The organism is Actinomadura livida (genome assembly GCF_014648675.1).
Taxonomy (GTDB): Bacteria; Actinomycetota; Actinomycetes; order Streptosporangiales; family Streptosporangiaceae; genus Spirillospora; species Spirillospora livida.
Map to the genome: position 1 here is coordinate 78,635 of NZ_BMRO01000003.1, position 14,907 is coordinate 93,541.

At 72.8% G+C, this 14,907-nt stretch carries 14 protein-coding genes; 7 read left to right on the forward strand and 7 right to left on the reverse strand.

The features are described from left to right. The 4 genes from IEZ03_RS07035 (at position 1) to IEZ03_RS07050 (ending at position 4,725) form a co-directional block, all read left to right on the forward strand. Positions 1–774 (forward strand): thiazole synthase, encoded by a 774-nt coding sequence (locus IEZ03_RS07035; RefSeq protein WP_184886375.1) that lies wholly within the window; start codon positions 1–3, stop codon positions 772–774. A 151-nt stretch (positions 775–925) separates the two neighbouring features. Beyond that, positions 926–1,897: a DMT family transporter gene (locus IEZ03_RS07040; protein WP_184886378.1), complete on the forward strand. Its 972-nt coding sequence runs from the start codon at positions 926–928 to the stop codon at positions 1,895–1,897. A gap of 36 nt (positions 1,898–1,933) precedes the next feature. Next, positions 1,934–3,850: a Stk1 family PASTA domain-containing Ser/Thr kinase gene (gene pknB, locus IEZ03_RS07045; RefSeq protein WP_184886380.1), complete on the forward strand. Its 1,917-nt coding sequence runs from the start codon at positions 1,934–1,936 to the stop codon at positions 3,848–3,850. Positions 3,851–3,870: 20 nt separating this feature from the next. Next, the gene (locus IEZ03_RS07050; protein WP_184886382.1) at positions 3,871–4,725 is read left to right on the forward strand and encodes a deoxyribonuclease IV; all 855 of its coding nucleotides are present in this window, start codon (positions 3,871–3,873) and stop codon (positions 4,723–4,725) included. An 863-nt stretch (positions 4,726–5,588) separates the two neighbouring features. Here IEZ03_RS07050 and IEZ03_RS07055 read toward each other — a convergent pair. The 6 genes from IEZ03_RS07055 to IEZ03_RS07075 all read right to left on the reverse strand — a co-directional run bounded on the left by IEZ03_RS07055 (position 5,589) and on the right by IEZ03_RS07075 (position 9,938). Further along, a complete protein-coding gene (locus IEZ03_RS07055) occupies positions 5,589–6,248 on the reverse strand; it encodes a hypothetical protein (protein WP_229808094.1) in 660 nt (219 codons plus the stop codon). Between the two features lie 17 nt (positions 6,249–6,265). Continuing rightward, positions 6,266–6,583: a sodium:solute symporter family transporter gene (locus tag IEZ03_RS37635; protein ID WP_229808095.1), complete on the reverse strand. Its 318-nt coding sequence runs from the start codon at positions 6,581–6,583 to the stop codon at positions 6,266–6,268. Next, the gene (locus tag IEZ03_RS07060; protein ID WP_184886384.1) at positions 6,580–7,020 is read right to left on the reverse strand and encodes a hypothetical protein; all 441 of its coding nucleotides are present in this window, start codon (positions 7,018–7,020) and stop codon (positions 6,580–6,582) included. Before IEZ03_RS07060 ends, IEZ03_RS37635 begins: the two co-directional genes overlap by 4 nt. Further along, positions 7,010–7,804, reverse strand: coding sequence for a LytR/AlgR family response regulator transcription factor (locus IEZ03_RS07065; protein WP_132054480.1), 795 nt, complete (start codon positions 7,802–7,804; stop codon positions 7,010–7,012). Before IEZ03_RS07065 ends, IEZ03_RS07060 begins: the two co-directional genes overlap by 11 nt. 76 nt (positions 7,805–7,880) lie before the next feature. After that, positions 7,881–9,203, reverse strand: a complete 1,323-nt coding sequence (locus tag IEZ03_RS07070; RefSeq protein WP_184886386.1) for a sensor histidine kinase — start codon at positions 9,201–9,203, stop codon at positions 7,881–7,883. Between the two features lie 111 nt (positions 9,204–9,314). Beyond that, on the reverse strand, positions 9,315–9,938 hold the full coding sequence (locus IEZ03_RS07075; protein ID WP_184886388.1) for a sulfite oxidase-like oxidoreductase: 624 nt from the start codon (positions 9,936–9,938) through the stop codon (positions 9,315–9,317). A gap of 266 nt (positions 9,939–10,204) precedes the next feature. Here IEZ03_RS07075 and aroF point away from each other — a divergent pair, with 266 nt between their 5' ends. The 3 genes from aroF to IEZ03_RS07090 all read left to right on the forward strand — a co-directional run bounded on the left by aroF (position 10,205) and on the right by IEZ03_RS07090 (position 13,349). Beyond that, positions 10,205–11,251 (forward strand): 3-deoxy-7-phosphoheptulonate synthase, encoded by a 1,047-nt coding sequence (gene aroF / locus IEZ03_RS07080; RefSeq protein ID WP_184886390.1) that lies wholly within the window; start codon positions 10,205–10,207, stop codon positions 11,249–11,251. Between the two features lie 185 nt (positions 11,252–11,436). Next, the gene (locus IEZ03_RS07085; RefSeq protein ID WP_184886391.1) at positions 11,437–12,414 is read left to right on the forward strand and encodes a DMT family transporter; all 978 of its coding nucleotides are present in this window, start codon (positions 11,437–11,439) and stop codon (positions 12,412–12,414) included. A 53-nt stretch (positions 12,415–12,467) separates the two neighbouring features. Continuing rightward, entirely contained in the window at positions 12,468–13,349 is an 882-nt protein-coding gene (locus IEZ03_RS07090; protein ID WP_184886393.1) for a DUF5954 family protein, read from the forward strand. Between the two features lie 262 nt (positions 13,350–13,611). Here IEZ03_RS07090 and thiI read toward each other — a convergent pair whose 3' ends face one another. Continuing rightward, on the reverse strand, positions 13,612–14,889 hold the full coding sequence (gene thiI / locus IEZ03_RS07095; protein ID WP_184886395.1) for a tRNA uracil 4-sulfurtransferase ThiI: 1,278 nt from the start codon (positions 14,887–14,889) through the stop codon (positions 13,612–13,614). Positions 14,890–14,907 lie beyond the last annotated feature (18 nt).

A 14,907-nucleotide genomic window follows, 5' to 3' on the forward strand; every position in this document is an offset into this window, starting at 1 on the left:
GTGGACGACGACAGGCTTGTCATCGCGGGCGAGGAGCTCGGTTCCCGGCTGATCATGGGGACCGGCGGGGCGCCGAGCATGCAGGTGCTGCGGGAGGCGCTCACCGCGTCCGGGACGGAGCTGACCACGGTCGCGATGCGGCGGGTGGACCCGTCGGCGCGCGGCTCGGTGCTGGACGTCCTGAACGAGTGCGGCATCCGGGTGCTGCCCAACACCGCGGGCTGCTTCACCGCGGGCGAGGCGGTCCTCACCGCCAAGCTCGCGCGGGAGGCCCTCGGGACGAACTGGGTCAAACTGGAGGTGATCGCGGACGAGCACACGCTGCTGCCCGACCCGATCGAGCTCGTCGAGGCCGCCGAGCAGCTCGTCGCGGACGGTTTCGCCGTGCTGCCCTACACCAACGACGATCCCGTCCTCGCGCGGCGCCTGGAGCAGGCGGGGTGCGTCGCGGTGATGCCGCTCGGGTCCCCGATCGGGTCGGGGCTCGGCATCCGCAACCCGCACAACATCGAGCTGATCGTCGAGCGGGCCGGCGTCCCGGTCATCCTGGACGCGGGGATCGGCACGGCGTCCGACGCCGCCCTGGCGATGGAGCTGGGCTGCGACGCGGTCCTGCTGGCGACGGCGGTCACCCGCGCGCAGCACCCCGCGCGGATGGCGGCCGCGATGCGCCACGCGGTGGACGGCGGGCGCCTCGCGCGGCTGGCGGGACGGATCCCCAAGCGCCGTTACGCCCAGGCGTCCTCGCCGTTCGAGGGCCTCGCCACTTCGTAGTGGAGCTAAAGAATTCGGTATAGCAATATTCGCTGGACCTGAAATGTCGGCGCGGTGAGACTGGGATCCGTTGCACCCCAGGACGGCGCGCAGGCAACGCGGCACGTCCCTTCGGTGTTCGTGGAAACATCCCATACCTAAGGTGCGTGACATGCAGCAGGAAAGCAGGCCGGCGGGCATCGACAAGCCGGCGATGGCCGCGGCCACGATCACGGTGGTGCTCTGGGCCTCGGCCTTCGTCTCCATCCGGAGCGCGGGGGCCGAGTACAGCCCCGGCGCCCTCGCCCTCGGCCGCCTCCTCTCCGGGACGGTCGTGCTCGGCGCGCTGCTGCTCGTCCGGCGCGAGGGACTGCCGCCGAAGGGCGCCTGGCCCGGCATCGTCACCGCGGGCGTCCTGTGGTTCGGCGCCTACATGGTCGCGCTGAACTGGGGCGAGCAGCTCGTGGACGCCGGCACCGCCGCACTCGTCGTCAACATCGGCCCGATCCTCATCGCGCTCCTCGGCGGCTGGCTGCTGAAGGAGGGGCTGCCGCCCAGGCTGATGGCCGGCATGGCCGTGTCGTTCGCCGGCGCCGCCGTGGTCGGGCTGTCGATGTCGGGCGAGGGCAGCTCATCCGTCATCGGCGTCCTGCTGTGCCTGTTCGCCGCCGTGACCTACGCGGCGGGCGTCGTCAGCCAGAAGCCCGCGCTGAAGCACGCCTCGGCGCTGCAGTTCACCACGTTCGCCTGCGCGATCGGCGCGCTGATCTGCCTGCCGTTCTCCGGCCAGCTGGCCGCGCAGGCCGCGGAGGCCCCGGCCGGCGCGACCCTCAACATGGTCTACCTGGGCGTCTTCCCGACCGCGATCGCGTTCACCACCTGGGGATACGCGCTGGCGCGCACGTCCGCCGGGAAGATGGGCGCCACCACCTACGCCGCCCCCGCCCTGGTCGTGCTGATGTCGTGGCTGTTCCTCGGCGAGGTCCCCGGCCTGATCACCCTCGCGGGCGGCGTGCTGTGCCTCGCCGGCGTCGCCGTCTCCCGCAGCACCCGCGGGCTGCGCCGCCGCACCGCGCCCGTCCCGGCGCCGGGCACCGCCGAGGAGTCCCGTTCCGGGCTTGTCGAGGCTCATACTCGGGACTGATGAGATCCTCCGCGATTCGCCCGTAAACTCGCACCGATGGACACGTCGGTTGCTGATCCACTCGTCGGGCGGGTGCTCGACGGGCGCTACCGCATTGAGTCCCGCATCGCGCGCGGCGGCATGGCCACGGTCTACGTCGCGCGCGACATCAGGCTCGACCGCACCGTCGCGATCAAGGTGATGCACGCCGGGCTCGCCTCCGACGAGGACTTCGTCGCCCGCTTCATCGGGGAGGCCAAGGCCGCGGCGGCGCTGTCGCACCCGAACGTCGTCGCCGTCTACGACCAGCGCACCGACGGCGAGCACGTCTTCCTGGTGATGGAGTACGTCGCGGGCCACACGCTGCGCGACGCGCTGACCGCCGTCGGCCGGCTCGGGCCCCGCGCCGCGATGGAGATCATGATGCCGGTGCTGGCCGCGCTCGGCGCCGCGCACCGGGCCGGTCTCGTGCACCGCGACGTCAAGCCCGAGAACGTGCTGATCAACGAGGACGGCCAGGTCAAGGTCGCCGACTTCGGCCTCGCCCGCGCCGAGACCGCGAGCAAGATGACCAAGACCGGTGTGATCATCGGCACGGTCGGCTACCTCTCCCCCGAGCAGGTGCTGTCCGGCAGCGCCGACGCCCGGTCGGACGTGTACGCCGCGGGCGTCATGCTGTTCGAGCTGCTCACCGGTGAGCTGCCGCACCGCGGCGACACCCCGCTCGCCGTCGCGTACAAGCACGTGAACGAGACCGTGCCGCCGCCGTCCGGCGTCGTCCCGGGCATCCCGCCGCAGGTGGACGCCCTGGTCACGGACGCGACGAACCACGACCCGGGGCGCCGCCCGGTCGACGCGAACCAGTACCACGCCGAGGTCGCCGAGGCGTTCGGCGGCCTCCCCCGCGACTTCGACCGGCGCATGGAGGAGGCGTCCCGCGGCGCCACCAGCGTCCTGGAGGCCCCGCCCGCCGACGGGCGCACCGCCGTCCTCGACCGCAGCACCCTGCCCGCCGAATACCCCGAGCGGACCAGGGCCGACCGCGCCATCGGGGCGCTGACCGGCCGCTACGCCCTCATCGCCATCGCCGCGATCGCGGCGCTCATCCTCGGCTGGGCCGTGTGGTACCAGACGTCCGGGCAGTACGAGCACGTCCCGTCGTCGATCATCGGGATGGACGTCGACGACGCCCGCGACCAGCTGGAGAGCGCCGGGCTGGACGTGCGGCTCGCCACCCCCATCTACGACGACCGCATCCACAAGGGCGACGTCGTCAAGTCCGACCCGCCCGCGGGCGCCCGCCTCGCCCAGGGCGAGCCCGTCACGCTGACACCGTCCAAGGGCATCACGCCGCGCGAAGTCCCGGACGTGAAGGGCAAGCCCCTGGCCGAGGCCAAGCAGATCCTGGAGGACGACGGCTTCAAGGTCGGGCGGACGACCAGCACGCCCTCCCAGACCGTCGCCAAGGACAGCGTCATCGGCACCGAGCCGCAGGCCGGCCAGAAGCAGTCCCCCGACGACCCGGTCGCCGTCATCGTCTCCACCGGCATGTCCATGCCGGACCTCATCGGCCAGAACGGCGACGCCGCCGCCAACCGGCTGCGCTCGATGGGCCTGAACGTCAAGGTGCAGAAGAAGAAGGTCGACGGCAAGGAACCGAACTCGGTGATCGACCAGGCCCCGGCGGAGGGCACCGGCGTCTCCCGCGGCGACGAGGTCACGATCGTCGTCAACAAGCGCGACTGCCTGGTCGACGCGGGCCCGATCCAGCTCGGCTGCGACGACGGCAGCGAGAAGATCGTCCCGGTGCCGAACGTGGTGGGGCGCACCGTCCGGGACGCCGAGAAGGCCCTGAAGGAGTCCGGCTTCGAGGTCAACGTGACGGGCTTCGGCGGCAACATCGTCCGCTTCCAGTCCCCGAGCGAGGGCGAGGCGCCGCGCGGCTCCACCGTCACGATCGTCCGGGGGCCGTGACCGGATAGGCTGAACCGGTCATGACCTCACCGCACAACCCCGTCGGGGCCCACGTGCCCGTGGCCGGCGGCCTGGCCAGCGGGGGCCTGAAGTACGCCGCCGAGATCGGCGCCGAGGCGATCCAGGTCTTCGTGGCCAACCCGCGCGGCTGGGCCCTCCCCGAGGGCCGTCCCGCCGAGGACGAGAAGCTGCGCGCCCGCACCGACGTCCCCGTGTACGTGCACGCCCCGTACCTGGTCAACTTCGGCTCCCCGAACGCGGAGACCCTCGCCAAGTCGATCGCGACCGTCCGCCACTCCCTGGTCCGCGGCAGGGCCATCGGCGCCCGCGGCGTCGTCGTCCACACGGGCTCCTCCGTCACCCAGACCTACGACGAGGCGATGGCGCAGATCCACGAGCACGTCCTGCCCCTCCTGGAGGAGATCCCCGAGGACGGCCCCGACCTCCTCCTCGAACCCATGGCCGGCCAGAACAACATGCTCTGCACGAAAGTCCAGGACCTCGGCCCGTACTTCGACCGCCTTGAGCACCACCCGAAGCTGGGCGTCTGCTTCGACACCTGCCACGCGTTCGCCGCGGGCCACGACCTGGCCGCCCCCGGCGGCGTGAAGGACACCCTCGACGCCCTGGTCGCCACCGTCGGCGAGGGCCGCCTCAAACTGATCCACGCCAACGACTCCAAGGACCCCTGCGGCTCCGGCCGAGACCGCCACGAGAACATCGGCGCCGGCATGATCGGCGAACCCCCCTTCGCCGACCTCTTCACCCACCCGGCGACCACCGGCCTCCCGGTCCTGATAGAAACCCCAGGCCGAGCCCCCGCCCCCCACGCCAAAGACATAAAAACCCTAAAGACCCTAAGAGACACCCTCTAAAGCCAACTCCTGATCCCGCAGCAAAACACCGATCGCACGAAGTGCCCGCTAAAGGGAGGGCCCCAGGGCCCGACCGCCAAGGGCTCTGCTTCTAGACACGAGACGACACCGGCCACCACCGCAACCACGCGACGACCTGAACAGTCGCGATCGCGTCCGAAGGCAGGTTTCGAGCCTGCGAGAAACCTGATCGCGCAGCGAGCCGCCAGGCGAGCCGGAGCGATGCAGCGATCGCACGCATTGCCCGCCGAAGGGAAGGCCCCAGGGCCCGACCGCCAAGGGCTCTGCTTCTAGACACGCGACGACACCGGCCACCACCGCAACCACGCGACGACCTGAACAGTCGCGATCGCGTCCGAAGGCAGGTTTCGAGCCTGCGAGAAACCTGATCGCGCAGCGAGCCGCCAGGCGAGCCGGAGCGATGCAGCGATCGCACGCATTGCCCGCCGAAGGGAAGGCCCTCTAGGGCCTGACCGCCGAGGGCAATGCAATAAACAAGAGCTCAGGCGCCGCTGAACAACCCCCCGACTGTTCAGCGGCGCCTGAGCCGCAGGCCGCCGGATCCCACCCCCCCGGTACGGGATCCAGCGGCGTGATCCGGCGTTTGCCGGATCTCCTGGTGTGCACGTGTGGGAGGTTCGCGGTGTGCTGGTCCGCCCGCCCTCCGCGGCGGTGTGGCGTGTGGTGCCACTGAGAACACTAGGGGTGTGATGCCACGGAGCGGCACCCGTGAAACGCTGCTCTCGGTAAACGGTACGTAGTCAAAGATATACGTAGCGTGTTCATGCGATGAGCGGTCGGGCGGGCGGGACGAGCGGCGGGTGGGAACGGTCCACATCGTGCGGTGAACGGTCGTCGATGATTTACGGACGGGGTGCCGGTTCCGGGCGGCGGCCGGCGGTGGCGGGCGCCGGTCCGGGGTCGTCCTCGGGGAGGTGCAGTTTCATCAGTGCCCGGTCCGCGTGGCGGGGGACGCGGTGGCGGGTCAGCAGCGACGCCGTGATCATGATGGCGAAGACGGCGGGGGCGATGACGAGGGCGGGCTGGGCGAGGAGGGCCGCGGTGAGGTCCGTGCCGCGGCCGGAGAACAGGCGGGTGAGGGCCGCCGTGACCGTGAGGCCGCCGCCGGTGAGGAGTCCGGCGGCGGCGCCGGCGGGGGTCAGGCCGCGCCACCAGATGCCGAGGACGAGCAGCGGGCACAGCGTGCAGGCCGACACGGAGAGCGCCATCGTCACGAGGGTCGCGGCGCCCTGCGTGCTCGTCGCGGGCAGCAGGGCCAGCGGGGCGGCGAGGGCGAGCACGGCGCCGCAGCGGAAGGCGGTGATTCCGCCGTGGCGGCGGAGGCACTGGGAGAGCGTCCCGGCGAGGGCGACGACGATGCGTTCGAAGTGCGGCGCACCGTCGGCCACCGGGTCGGGGCGGCCGTCGAGGTTCCACACGGACAGCAGCGCCACGGCCGGGATCGCCACGGCGGCCAGCTTCACCCAGAACTGGACCGCCTGGACGGCGGTGATGCTGCGCATGCCTCCGGAGGCGACGATCAGGAGGACGACACCGACGACGACGGCCCATCCCGTCCAGACGGGTGCAGCACGTATCCGGCGGTTCCGGCGGTCGGCAGCCACAGCATGTCGACGCCGTAGGCGAGCATCAGCCCCGCGGTGCCGAGGTACGCGGCGGCGGAGAGGTGGTCGCCGCAGACCGCGGAGGCGTTCCACCAGGGTGTGACGCCGCGCGACGCGACGAGGAGGTCTGCGGTGGTGCGGGCCGAGCGGCGGCCGTACATGCCGAGGACGGCCGCCGTTCCCGCCGTCGCGACCAGCGCGGCGAAGGCCGCCGCCACGGCCAGCGCGGTCACGGACGGTCCACCGGCCCCGCGAGGTCGCGTTCCGCTTGCTCGGCGCGCCGCAGCTGCCGCCGGGACACGGCGATCCAGACGGGCTGGACGCCGAGCGCCAGCACGAGCCACCAGAGCGGGGCGCCGTGCACCCGCGCCCGCGCGACCGCGGGAACGGCGGCCAGCAGAACGGGCAGCCCCGCCACCCCGGTCAAGACGACCGCGCAGGTCCCGAGAGCGATGCGAAGCTGGGTGCGGATGAGGGCACGGGCTTCGGCGGGCCCGGGCCGGCGGGGAACGGACGGGCCGGCATGGCGCGGGCCCGCATCGCGCGAGCCCGCATCGAGCGGGCCGGTATCGGGTGGCGCCGGGGCGGGCGGTCGGGGTGTGCGGGCGGTGACGGTCGTGGCGCGGGTGGTCGCCGTCCGGTCGGCGGCGGCGGGGTGGTCATCGGCCATCGGGTCCGGACCCGGCGGGGGCGTCGTCCTCGCCCGGCCGGTGGAACTTGCGGACGAGCCGGTCCCGTACCTCGCGGGTGTGGCGGCGGCTGACCTGCAGCAGCTCGTCGCCGATCTGGACGGCCGCGCGCCCGCCGTCGAAGCGCAGCTCGGTGACGTGCGCGGACGCGACGAGCGTGCTGCGGTGGATCCGGATGAACCCGGCGGCCTCCCACCGCTTGGTCAGCGCCGACAGCGGCATCCGGACGAGGTAGCCGCCGTCGGCGGTGTGCAGCCGCACGTAGTCGCCCTGCGCCTCGACATGGGTGACCGACCGGCGGGACACGAGCCGGGTGCGGCCGCCGAGCTCGACGGGGATCATCTCGTCCTCGGGGTCGCGGGCCTCCTCGTCGGGCGGGGCGGCCCGCCCGGCGGCCGCGGCGACCCGGCGGACCGACTCGGCGAGCCGCTCGGGGCGCACGGGCTTCAAAAGGTAATCGAGGGCGCCGAGCTCGTAGGCGGTGACGGCGCAGTCGTCGTGGGCGGTCACGAAGACGACGTGCGGGGGCGCGGCGAAGCCGGTCAGCAGGCGGGTGAAGTCGAGCCCGTCGAGGCCGGGCATGCGTATGTCGAGGAAAACGGCGTCGAGGCGTTCGCCCTCGACGAGCATCCGGCTCAGGTCGCGCAGCGCGGACGAGGCGTCGCCCGCGCTGCTGACCCGGCCGATCCGCGAATCCCTGCGGAGCAGATAGGTCAGCTCCTCCAGGGCGGGGCGTTCGTCGTCGACGGCCAGGACGTGGAGCATGAGGGCGACTTTGCCGCGATTACCGTCTGTCCGCAATCGGTTCCGCAAAGTGAGTACGGTGTCGCATGGTCATCGGTCAGTCCGAAAATAACCCCGGACGGTATTTCGGTACGCGCAGATTCACCTTCGTCCCGGCGCCGAGGGCGGTCTCGACGGTCAGCCCGTACTCCTCCCCGTAGAACTGGCGCATCCGCTCGTCGACGTTGGCGAGTCCGATACCCGCCCCTTCCCGCCGGGGGCGCGGCGCCACGCTCCCCCACCCGGTCGGTCCGGGGCGGCCCACGGGCGCGGAGAGGATCTCCGCGAGGCGTTCCGGGTCCATGCCGACGCCGTCGTCCTCGACGCTGATCGCCGCCTCGGCGCCGGAGTCGCGCGCGATGATCGAGATGTGGCAGGCCCGCCCGGCGCCCGTCCCGGCCATGCCGTGCCGGACGGCGTTCTCGACGAGCGGCTGGAGCGCCAGGAACGGCACCGCGACCGGCAGCACCTCGGGCGCGATCTCGACCCGGCACTGCAGCCGGTCCCCGAATCTGGCCCGTTCCAGGAGCAGGTACCGGTCGATGGAACGCAGCTCGTCGGCGAGCGTGGTGAAGTCGCGCGGGTTGCGGAAGGAGTAGCGGGCGAAGTCGGCGAAGTCCAGCAGGAGTTCGCGGGCGCGCTCGGGATCGGTCCGGACGAACGAGGCGATCGTCGTCAGCGAGTTGTAGACGAAGTGGGGCGAGATCTGCGCGCGCAGTGCCCGCAGCTCGGCCTCGGCCAGGCGGATGCGCGCGGTGTCGAGCCCGGCGAGCTCCAGCTGGCCGGTGAGGAGGCTGGCCGCGTCCCCGGCGGCGCGGACGCGTGCCGCGGACGGATGCCGCCAGTACGCGGCGAGCGTCCCCGCGACGCGCCCCTCGACGGAGAGGGGGGCGACCAGCGCCGCCTGCACGCCGCAGTCCGGGTCGTCGCAGCCGATCGACTCGGGCGGCGGCACCCGGGGCCGCCCGGAGGCGAGCACCGGGAGGGCGTGCTGGACGGCGTCCGCCGCGTGCCGGCCATGACCCGCCCCGTCCCACACCAGTAGCCGCGGTGTCTCACGGGCCTCCCCGCCATCACCGTCGTCTTCACCGAAGCCGCCGCCGTCCTCCGGCGGCAGGACCCCGACCAGCGCGACGGCCTCCGCGCCCAGCAGCGGCCTGAGCCTCCTGGCGGCCTTGCGCGCGGCCTCCTCCGTCAGCCCGGCGCGCAGCGGCGACGACGCGCGCACGGCCGCGTGCAGCGCCGCGAACGCCGTCTTCTCGGCCGTGTCGGCGGGCACGCGGCGCAGGTCGGGCAGCCGGCGGCGCAGCGCCCAGGCGCCGGTGACCGTGCCGGCGGCCACGGCGCACGCGACCGTGTCCGCGACGGAGGGTAGGATCATGGCAACTTACGGTAATGCCTGCCTCTTGCGCGGGCCCGGATGTCGTCCATTTACGAAGCCCGGAAGGCCGGACACGGCCACCCCGCCCGTTCCAGCCCCCGGGGGCCGGTCTCACAGCGGCGGGGCCTCGCCCTCGTCCTCCTGGTAGGAGTACCGCTGCTCCCGCCACGGGTCGGCGACGTTGTGGTAGCCGCGCTCCTCCCAGAAGCCGCGGCGGTCCCGCACGAGGTACTCCACGCCCCGGACCCACTTGACGCTCTTCCACGCGTACAGGTGCGGGACCACGATGCGGAGGGGGAAGCCGTGGTCGGGGGTGAGCCGCTCGCCGTCCCGGTGGGTGGCGAACATCGTCGTGTCGGCGAGGAAGTCGCTCATCCGGATGTTGGCGCTGTAGCCGTACTCCGCCCAGACCATCACGTGCGTGACGTCCGGCGCGGGCGGCGCGAGCTCCACGATGGCCGAGCCGGGGACGCCCTCCCACTCGTTGTCCGGGATGGTGAACTTCGTGACGCAGTGGAAGTCGGCGACGGCGCGGCTCCTCGGCAGCGCGTCGAACTCGTCCCAGGTCCAGCGGTGCTGCTCCCCCGACGCGGTCGCGCCGAAGACCCGGAAATCCCAGTCCTTGGGACGGAACTTGGGCACGGGGCCGTAGTGGAGGACGGGCCAGCCCCGGGGGATGTACTGGCCGGGCGGCAGGTCGCGCGGCGACGGTGCGGACTGTTCGGGGTGGGACATGACGCCGCCATCCTGCCATCCGGGGTGAGCTGAGCCATATTCGGGGTCGCGTGCGCACCGCACCGGGAAAGTCGGCTAACCTGAGCACGTGCGCAACGTCGTCTATTTCTTTTGGTTCGACCAGCCCGGGCGGCTGGTCTGCCGGACGTTGCGCTGACAGACCACGAGACGAGAAGCCCCGGGCCGGTCGGCCCGGGGCTTTCGCCGTTTCAGGGGTTGGCCGCGGGTCACCGGGATCCCGGGCGTAACGGAGAGGCAGCACACCAATGGTCGTCGTCATGGCCCCGGAGGCCAACGAAGCGGACGTCAACGCCGTCGTCTCACTTGTCGAGACGGCGGGGGGCGACGCCTTCGTCAGCCGCGGCGTGGAGCGGACCATCGTCGGGCTCGTCGGCGACGTTCAGCAGTTCGGCTCGCTGAACCTGCGCGGCATGCGGGGCGTCAACGACGTCATCCGCATCTCCGCGCCCTACAAGCTGGTGAGCCGGGAGAACCACGCCGAACGCTCGATCGTCCGGGTCGGCGGGGTGCCGGTCGGCCCCGGCACCATGACGCTGATCGCCGGGCCGTGCGCGGTGGAGACCCCCGAGCAGACCCTCGGCGCCGCGCAGATGGCGCAGGCGGCGGGCGCGACGCTGCTGCGCGGCGGCGCGTTCAAGCCGCGGACCTCCCCGTACGCGTTCCAGGGCCTCGGCGAGGCCGGCCTGCGCATCCTCGCGGACGTGCGGGAGGAGACCGGCATGCCGATCGTGACCGAGGTGGTGGACGCCGGCGACGTCGACCTCGTCGCCTCCTACGCGGACATGCTGCAGATCGGCACCCGCAACGCGCAGAACTTCTCGCTGCTGCAGGCCGCCGGAGAGTCCGGCAGGCCCGTGATGCTCAAGCGCGGCATGAACGGGACGATCGAGGAGTGGCTGATGGCGGCCGAGTACGTCGCCCAGCGCGGCAACCTCGACATCGTGCTGTGCGAGCGCGGCATCCGCACGTTCGAGAAGGCCACCCGCAACACCCTCGACATCTCCGCGGTGCCGGTGGCGCAGCGCCTCTCCCACCTGCCGGTCATCGTGGACCCGTCGCACTCGGGCGGCAGCCGCGACCTCGTCCTGCCGCTGACCCGCGCGGCGATCGCGGCGGGCGCCGACGGCGTGATCATCGATGTGCACCCGCACCCGGAGACCGCGCTGTGCGACGGCCCGCAGGCCCTCGTGGACGGCGACCTGCGCGAGCTCGCCAAGCTCGTCCGCGACCTGCCCCCCATCGTCGGGCGGTCGCTCACCCGGGCCGCCGACACCGACACCGTCCCCGCCTGACGGGTATCGTCGGGGGCATGGCGTACTGGACCCCCGACTGCGGACCGCCGCGCTCCTGACGGGGCGCGGCGACCGCACCGCCACCGAGTACTGACACGGCCCGGCACCGCGTGTGCCGGGGCCGTGCGTTCCTGCGCCCCGAATCCGGATCTTCTCTCCCGATTCGAGCTCAGGAGCATCTCCTCGTGTCACAGCGAACGTTCGTCCGGCGCGCGTCCGGAAACGACTCCCCCGCCCCCGCCCGCGCCCGCGCCGGGGGCGCGGGCATCCTCGTCGCGGCGTCCCTGTGGGGGACGACCGGGACCGTCCAGACCTTCGCGGACGGTTCCTCCCCCTTCTCCGTCGCCGCGATCCGCATCATCATCGGCGGGCTGACGCTGCTCGCCCTCGCCGCGGCCACCCGCCGCGAGGGGCTGCGCCGCCTGGTAGCCGACCGCCGCAACCTGCCGCTCCTCGCCTTGGGGGCCGGCGCGATCGCCGTGTACCAGACCGCGTTCTTCGTCGCCGCGGGCCGCACGGGCGTCGCCGTCGGCACGATCGTCACCATCGGCAGCGCGCCCGTGTTCACCGGGCTGATCGGGCTGGCGGCCCGGCGGACCGTCCTCACCGGGCGCTGGGCGCTGGCGACCGCGGGCGCCGTCACGGGCTGCACCCTCCTCGTCGGCGGCGGGCTCGCCGATGGCGGGCAGGAGACGGGGGTGGAACCGGCCGGCATCGCATTGGCGCTGCTCGCCGGGCTGGCGTACGCCGTCTACGCGACGGCGGCGTCCGTGCTCATCACCCGCGGCGAGGACGACCGGGCGGTCGCCGGGGCGCTGTTCGCGGCGGCGGCCGTGCCGCTCGTCCCGGTGCTGCTGGCCGCGCCCGCGGGATGGCTGCTCACCGGCTCCGGCGCCCTGATCGCGCTCTACCTCGGCGTGGTCACCACGGGGCTCGGCTACCAGCTGTTCGCCCGGGGCCTCCGCGGCACGCCCGCCACGACCGCGACAACGTTGACGCTCGCGGAACCGGCCGTTGCCGCCGTGCTCGGGACCGTCCTCCTGGACGAGGCCCTGGGCGGGCTCGCGGCGGGCGGGCTCGCGCTGCTGGCGGCGAGCCTCGTCGTCCTCGTCGCGCCCGCGCGGGGATCACTGCGGAGGCAGGGAACACGCACAGCGCGGTAACAAATTGGTCTGGACCATTGGCCGCGGCGGGCGCGGCGAGGATGATGTCCGGCATGACAACGGGCGATGGTGACGCCGGGGGGCGGCTGTTCCCGGAGGACCTCGACGGCGTCGACCCGGTCGCCGCGGTGATGCTGGCGGACGCCTGCCGCGCCCTGTCGGCCTACCCGGAACTCGTGGCCGTCGGCGCGCTGTTCACCGCGGCCGAGCAGGTCACCGGCGGGTGGCGGGTCGTGTGCCCGTGCGACCCGCTGCCGCAGGGCGCCCGCGAACTGCTCGCCGGCCACCTGCTGGACCTCGCCGCCTCCGCCGACCGCGCCGCGGCGCGGGAACTGCACGCCGCCGCGCAGGTCCTCCAGGAAACGGCCGCCGACGAGGTGACCGCATGCGGACGGCGGCTGCGGATCGTCCGGATCCAGCAGCTCGTCCGCACCGGCCCCGACGGGCCCGAACCGCCCCGCCCCACGGACCTGGACACCGACCCCGGCCGCCGCTTCGAACTGCTGCCCGAGGACGGCCCCGCCTCCGACCTCGCCACCGCCGAACTCCTCTGCCAGGTCCTCGACGCGGCCGCGGCGGACGGCAGCGAACCGTCCGGCGCGTTCCTCACCCCCGTCGCGCTGGCCCCCGCGTTCACCGTCGCCGAACGCAGCGAACGGCGCTGGCGCCCGGTCGGGCGGCTCCACGACACCCCGCGCCAGGCCCGCGACTCCCTGGTCACCTACTTCCGCCACGTCGTACCCGCCGTGGAGAACCCCGGCGACGCCGCCCTCGCCCAGTTCACCGAGGCCGCCGACCTGATGGAGGACGACACCCGCCGCAACGGCATCGCCGTCGCCGGCCGCCGCTTCCGCATCGTCCGCGTGGAACGCATCACCCTGATGGGCCCGATAGGCCCAGAACCCCCACGCGCGACCGACTTTGATGCGTGTTAGCCCAGGGGGATGCGTGTTAGCCCAGGGGGCGACCCCCTGGAACCCCGTCACGAGCCGGTCGATCCTCACGCCACCGGTGCGACCTGTCGCGACCGTGCGGGACGTGCGAGTGTCGCTGCGGTCGCCCGGCTCGACGGGTCGTGCGACTTCCGCTCGCTGCACTCGCTCCAGCCGCACGACCCGTGGCGACCATTTATGTCGTTGAGCGTGTGCTATCGCCCGAGGAAGCGACCCTGCAACGCCCGTTCGAACCGGTCGATCCTCACGTCACTGTTTCCCGTGGCGTTTCGGGTGCGCTGCCTGTGGATGAGGACGTTGGGTCGGCGTAGGTGGGGCGGTGTTCTTGGGCCGATTCGGCTAGTTGGTCGGCCAGTTCTCCGGCGTCCAGGCGCTTCTCCAGTTGGCGGAGGTCGTCGATCTTGGCCTTGGTCTCGGCGCGGCGCGGCGCCAGGACGGTGCAGCAGTCCTCGTCGGGGAGCTCGGAGATCGCCAGGGTGCGGATGCGGCGGGCCTGGTCCATGATCTCGACCTTGTCCATGCCGACGAGGGGGCGCAGGATCGGCAGGTCGACGGCGTCGTCCAGCGCGGTGATGTTGGTCAGGGTCTGGCTGGACACCTGGCCGAGCGCGTCACCGGTGATCAGGGCGGTGCCGCGCAGGCGGCGGGCCAGGAGCTGGCCGGTGCGGAGCATCAGCCGGCGCTGGGCGATCACCGCGAGGCGGTCGGCGCCCGACGTCTTGATCTGCTGCTGCGCCTTGCCGAACGGGACGACGAACAGCCGCGAGCCGCCCTGGAACTTGTCCAGCTCGCGGACCAGCGCGTACGCCTTGTAGATCGACTCCGGGCCGGTGAACGGCATGCCGGAGAAGTGCAGGTAGTCGACGCGCAGGCCGCGGCGCATCATGCGGTACGCGGCGACGGGCGAGTCTATGCCGCCCGACATGAGCACGAGGGCGCGGCCGCTCATGCCGACGGGCAGGCCGCCCTGGCCGGGCAGTCCGCCGGAGTACACGAACACCTCGTCGCGGTCGACCTCGATCGACAGCGTGTGGTCGGGGTCCTTGAGGCGGACCGGCTGCCCGTAGCGGTCGGTGATGAGGGTTCCGATGTGCCGGTCGAGCTCGCTGGAGGTCATCGGGAACCGCTTGTCGCGGCGGCGGGACCGGACGGCGAACGTGCCGGTGCGCCCGTCCATCAGCTCCAGCGCGGCGCGCTCGACGCTGGCGACGTCCTTGCCGACGAGCCACGCGCGGTGCGCCCACACGATGCCCATGACGTCGGTGATCCGCTGCGCGACGCGGTCCATCGTCGCCAGGTCGGCGTCGTGCTTGCGGACGATGAAGACGCCGTGGCGCCGGATGACGTCCACGCGGGCGATGGGGCGGACGGCGGTGCGCACGTTGTCGGCGAGCCGCCGCTCGAACTGCTCGCGGTTCTTGCCCTTGAGGACGACCTCGCCCAGTTTCAGCAGCACGCACGGCTCGCCGTCGACCGGCGGCTTCTGCCGGACGTCCGCCGGCGCGGCGTCGAGCGTGGTCATGGGGGATCCTCCCGGCGG

Coding starts and splice junctions, on each gene's coding strand:
- IEZ03_RS07040 (WP_184886378.1), top strand. CDS start 926: ATGCAGCAGGAAAGCAGGCCGGCGGGCATCGACAAGCCGGCGATGGCC.
- pknB (WP_184886380.1), top strand. CDS start 1,934: ATGGACACGTCGGTTGCTGATCCACTCGTCGGGCGGGTGCTCGACGGG.
- IEZ03_RS07050 (WP_184886382.1), top strand. CDS start 3,871: ATGACCTCACCGCACAACCCCGTCGGGGCCCACGTGCCCGTGGCCGGC.
- IEZ03_RS07055 (WP_229808094.1), bottom strand. CDS start 6,248: ATGCGCAGCATCACCGCCGTCCAGGCGGTCCAGTTCTGGGTGAAGCTG.
- IEZ03_RS07060 (WP_184886384.1), bottom strand. CDS start 7,020: ATGGCCGATGACCACCCCGCCGCCGCCGACCGGACGGCGACCACCCGC.
- IEZ03_RS07065 (WP_132054480.1), bottom strand. CDS start 7,804: ATGCTCCACGTCCTGGCCGTCGACGACGAACGCCCCGCCCTGGAGGAG.
- IEZ03_RS07070 (WP_184886386.1), bottom strand. CDS start 9,203: ATGATCCTACCCTCCGTCGCGGACACGGTCGCGTGCGCCGTGGCCGCC.
- IEZ03_RS07075 (WP_184886388.1), bottom strand. CDS start 9,938: ATGTCCCACCCCGAACAGTCCGCACCGTCGCCGCGCGACCTGCCGCCC.
- aroF (WP_184886390.1), top strand. CDS start 10,205: ATGGTCGTCGTCATGGCCCCGGAGGCCAACGAAGCGGACGTCAACGCC.
- IEZ03_RS07090 (WP_184886393.1), top strand. CDS start 12,468: ATGACAACGGGCGATGGTGACGCCGGGGGGCGGCTGTTCCCGGAGGAC.
- thiI (WP_184886395.1), bottom strand. CDS start 14,889: ATGACCACGCTCGACGCCGCGCCGGCGGACGTCCGGCAGAAGCCGCCG.